Origin of the sequence: Cecembia lonarensis LW9, from assembly GCF_000298295.1 — a bacterium.
Classification (GTDB): Bacteria; Bacteroidota; Bacteroidia; order Cytophagales; family Cyclobacteriaceae; genus Cecembia; species Cecembia lonarensis.
On sequence record NZ_AMGM01000154.1, the window covers coordinates 1 to 3,724 of the forward strand.

A 3,724-nucleotide genomic window follows, 5' to 3' on the forward strand; every position below is an offset into this window, starting at 1 on the left:
GGGACAGCCTTTCAGGCTTTGTTGTTCCGTTTCCATAGGCTTATGGGGTTAAAAATTCGAATCTGATAATCAATGAATGATAGGGCTTGGATTGAACAGGCTTTCCCGGACTTCAGAATTTTTTTGGAGTGGAGGTGCTTTCTGTATTCCCGGATTGTTTGGGATGGAGGATAAGGCCTGGAGGGCCGATCTGTACCAGCCCGGGATGAAGTCCCGGGTAAGGCAATCGTATTTACCCCAAGAGGTCTGAAAGACCGATCATTGATAGAAAAAGTTTTTATGTTGATTGGAATGCGATCGGCCCTACAGGCCTCTGGTTTCGTGTTGTGCTGGTGTCCCAGACTTCCGCAGGCTGCAGTCTGGGTTGTCACAGGACAGCCTTTCAGGCTTAGTTATAACAAAAAAAGCCCTGGAAAAAACAGGGCTTTGTACTTTAACTAGGGCTTATCAAACAATATTATCTGCAGGATATTACAATATTTTCCAAGTCGCATTTTTTGGATTCACTATTGACAGTGAAATCTGTCCAAAGGTTGGCTCTTGGTTGGCCGGTGCCAGGGCAGTTGGCCTCTAATTCTACAGTCCACTCATAAGTAGCCATCGCGCTTAGGTTCATGGTTTTTTGTCTGGTTACACCAGCTCCATCCCAAGAGGCCAGATCGCCACCTACTGTAACACCTTGTGCAAAAGTGAATACCAAGTGGGCATCAGTCATGCTGGATCTGGGCGTAAAAGAGAAGGTATAGCTTCCGTCCCCATTGTCTACATAGCTTAGGGAATTATCACATGCTTCTTCGCATACGGCAAAAAGAGAATAATTTTCATCGAAAGTAATTGGAGTGCCTAATTCTTCTTGGAGGATGGAGAAATTAATTTCATCACATGCCTTCCATCCCGATGGAAGGGCAATGCTATGAGATACAGTGCTTCCTTTTGCTACTTTACCTATAAATTTTTGGTCTCCATCAATAGTGATGGTGATATCGGCCTCTGCATTGGATCTACCCGAAATGATGTCATAATCTACTTCTACAATGAAATGGGTTTCGGTATTGTAAGCCCTGTAGCTGACCTCCTTCGTGTTTACATTTTGGCCACCACCAACCGATGAACTTTTGGAATCAGCCATCACAAAATATTCCCCGGAACCTGCCTCGATACAATCCACACTGCAATCTGCATCTGCATAGCTTCTGGTATTTTCCATGCCCATCCCGAATCCGGAAAGATTGAAGGCACTACCGGCCATCATCTCCTCAGCTTCCATAGTTCTTTCTGCAGGAGCCATAGGTTCCGTCATTTCACAGGAAAACAGCATCATGGTTGCCACTCCCAGCACCAAGATACTTTTTGATTTTGTCATTAAATTTTTCATGGTCTATTTGTTATAAAAATGTTAATCGATGCTGCTAAGTTAATAAAAAGAATATTAAATGCAAAAAAGAGTATATAAAAAACATAAAAATGTATAGAATAAAAATGACAAAATCATCAAAAAAGCCTTTTTTGGCTTAATTAGGCCATTTTTCAGCTAAAAGAAATTTTTTAATTTTTTTAAAAAATAAGATTTCATAATGCATAAAAAGTAATTTGAATAATAAAAAAGTGTATTGGAAATACGGGTAAAGTTTATTTATGTCAGGTGTGAAACCTTTAAAAAGCATATAATAGATTCAGGTTGTAACAATATACCTGAGGTTTTTTAAGCGTCTTTTTTTCAATTTTTGAAAGGTGGGAAATGATAAATGAGGAATGTGCCGTAGAATTTTTACGCTTCGGCGTGTATAAGTGAATTTAAGTTCATCTGTCGCGGCGGACATTATTAATCCATTTGATAAAAGAATCACCAACATCCTTTAGTTCGGGGTAAGAATTTTGAATTATATCACTTAAGATTCATTTAATTTTTTTGTGGAAGAATTAATCTGCAGGAGGCGGAATAAAGAATCATAAAAATGCTATTGGCTCAATGAAAAGAAATAAATAAAAATCCCCCGAGAAATATCCAGGGGGTTTTAATACGCTGTCAATCAACTACTCATCTTCCTGACAGGCCCAAACGATATTTGGTGTATCTTCATTTTTCTTAGATTCATCGTTGACTTTGAAATCTGTCCAAACATTTACTGTGCTTTGCCCGGTTCCGGTGCATCGTAATTCCTCAATATTTGCTGTAAAAGTGTAAGTTTCGCATGCTTCCAAATCCATAGTGGCCTGCATGGTTGCACCAACAGCTGAGAAACCTTCCATACTTACCACTGCTGACTGAGCAAAAGTAAATACTAAATTAGCGCCAGTTATATCTTCTGTAGGTGTGAAAGTAAATGTAATTGTACTTAAAGCCTCATCAGCTTCATATCCAAAATCCTCTTCACAATCCTCATTGCATTCTATTACATTTACAGTGAGTTCTTCAGAAGAGCTATCGTTATAACCATTTGATCCTTTACCAATATAGTGAGATGTGAAAGAATAAGAGCCTAGGCTCGCAGGATCCACTGTATAGGTAACTTTTTTATTTGTTTCGGTAACATCCGCTTCCGCAAGAATATTTCCATTTTCATCTTTGATCTGAATCTTTCCACCTTTGAAATCACCTGAAGAAGACACAGATGCGGTAATGGTAAATGAATCATCCTCACATACCTCCTCAAAATCAGATTCAATCGAAGAAAAGGTACAAATACCGACTAATTCGTATGAGCTTTTGAGAGAAACTGAAACACCACTTCCGCCTCCTACACCAGCGGTTCGCCTAACTTCAAATGTTCTTTCCACCAAATCGCATGCTTCCCAGGCAGCATCCAATGGGAATCTTCTTTCGGCAGTTCCAGTTTCCGGGTTTACATTTGCTGCCTCAATTGCCCCATTACCAACTTTAATACTAACTAAATCTGTTGTACTGGAGAATACATATACAATTTCGGTTAAGGTGTTATATGTTCTAATTTCAACAGTTTCACCATTTTGATAATCTTTTGCAGTTAAGGTAAAAAAGTAGGTTCCATCTTCTTCAATGCAATGTTCATCACAACTCATCCACTCTTCAAGTACAAACGCACTCTCATTTCCCAACCCAAACGGGTCGAGACCAAATGAACCTGCCATTTCTTCTGAATTACTATTCAAATCATCTGGGGAGAAAGATTCTATCTGGTTGCAGGAAAAAAGCAACGCAGTGCTCAACAAGGCCAATCCCAGGCCTCGGAGCTTTGTTAAATAGGGCTTAATCATATCTGTTTTAGTTTAGTTATATTAATAAAGTAAAGTAAACTGCAAAAAAAGTATGTAAAAAACAAATAAAAGTATATAAAAAGCGTAAAAGATGGTTTGAAGTGTATTTAATTTAAGAAAATGATCAAATAATTAATAATCCTTAATTTCAAAATAAATATCTTAAAGTGGTGCTTATGACCTATAAATTTAACTTTTACATTAAAAAATTATCTTTTTCCGCTACTCAATAAAAATTCGTATTTTTTTTATAAATACTTGACTATCAGCAGTATTTTGTCAAAAAAATAGCAAATAAGACAGTGATTTGATTGTGGCCAAAGGTTATATTTTCTAATAAAATAAAGCCCTGTCGACAGTTGACAGGGCCTAAGAAATAAAGGTGCTTAGGCCTTATTATCTTTTGCTTCCGCAGTTATGTGCTGTGCATTAGTTGGTTGTTGCGTATTAAAACAAAAACCCCTTGGCTTGGCAGCCAAGGGGTTTTTTA

The 3,724-nt window shown here is 37.9% G+C and carries 2 protein-coding genes; both read right to left on the reverse strand.

The genetic code is table 11. The features are described 5' to 3' along the window. Positions 1-457: 457 nt before the first annotated feature. Positions 458-1,375: a hypothetical protein gene (locus B879_RS20335; protein WP_009187114.1), complete on the reverse strand. Its 918-nt coding sequence runs from the start codon at positions 1,373-1,375 to the stop codon at positions 458-460. Between the two features lie 659 nt (positions 1,376-2,034). Continuing rightward, the gene (locus B879_RS21945; protein ID WP_009187115.1) at positions 2,035-3,234 is read right to left on the reverse strand and encodes an Ig-like domain-containing protein; all 1,200 of its coding nucleotides are present in this window, start codon (positions 3,232-3,234) and stop codon (positions 2,035-2,037) included. Positions 3,235-3,724 lie beyond the last annotated feature (490 nt).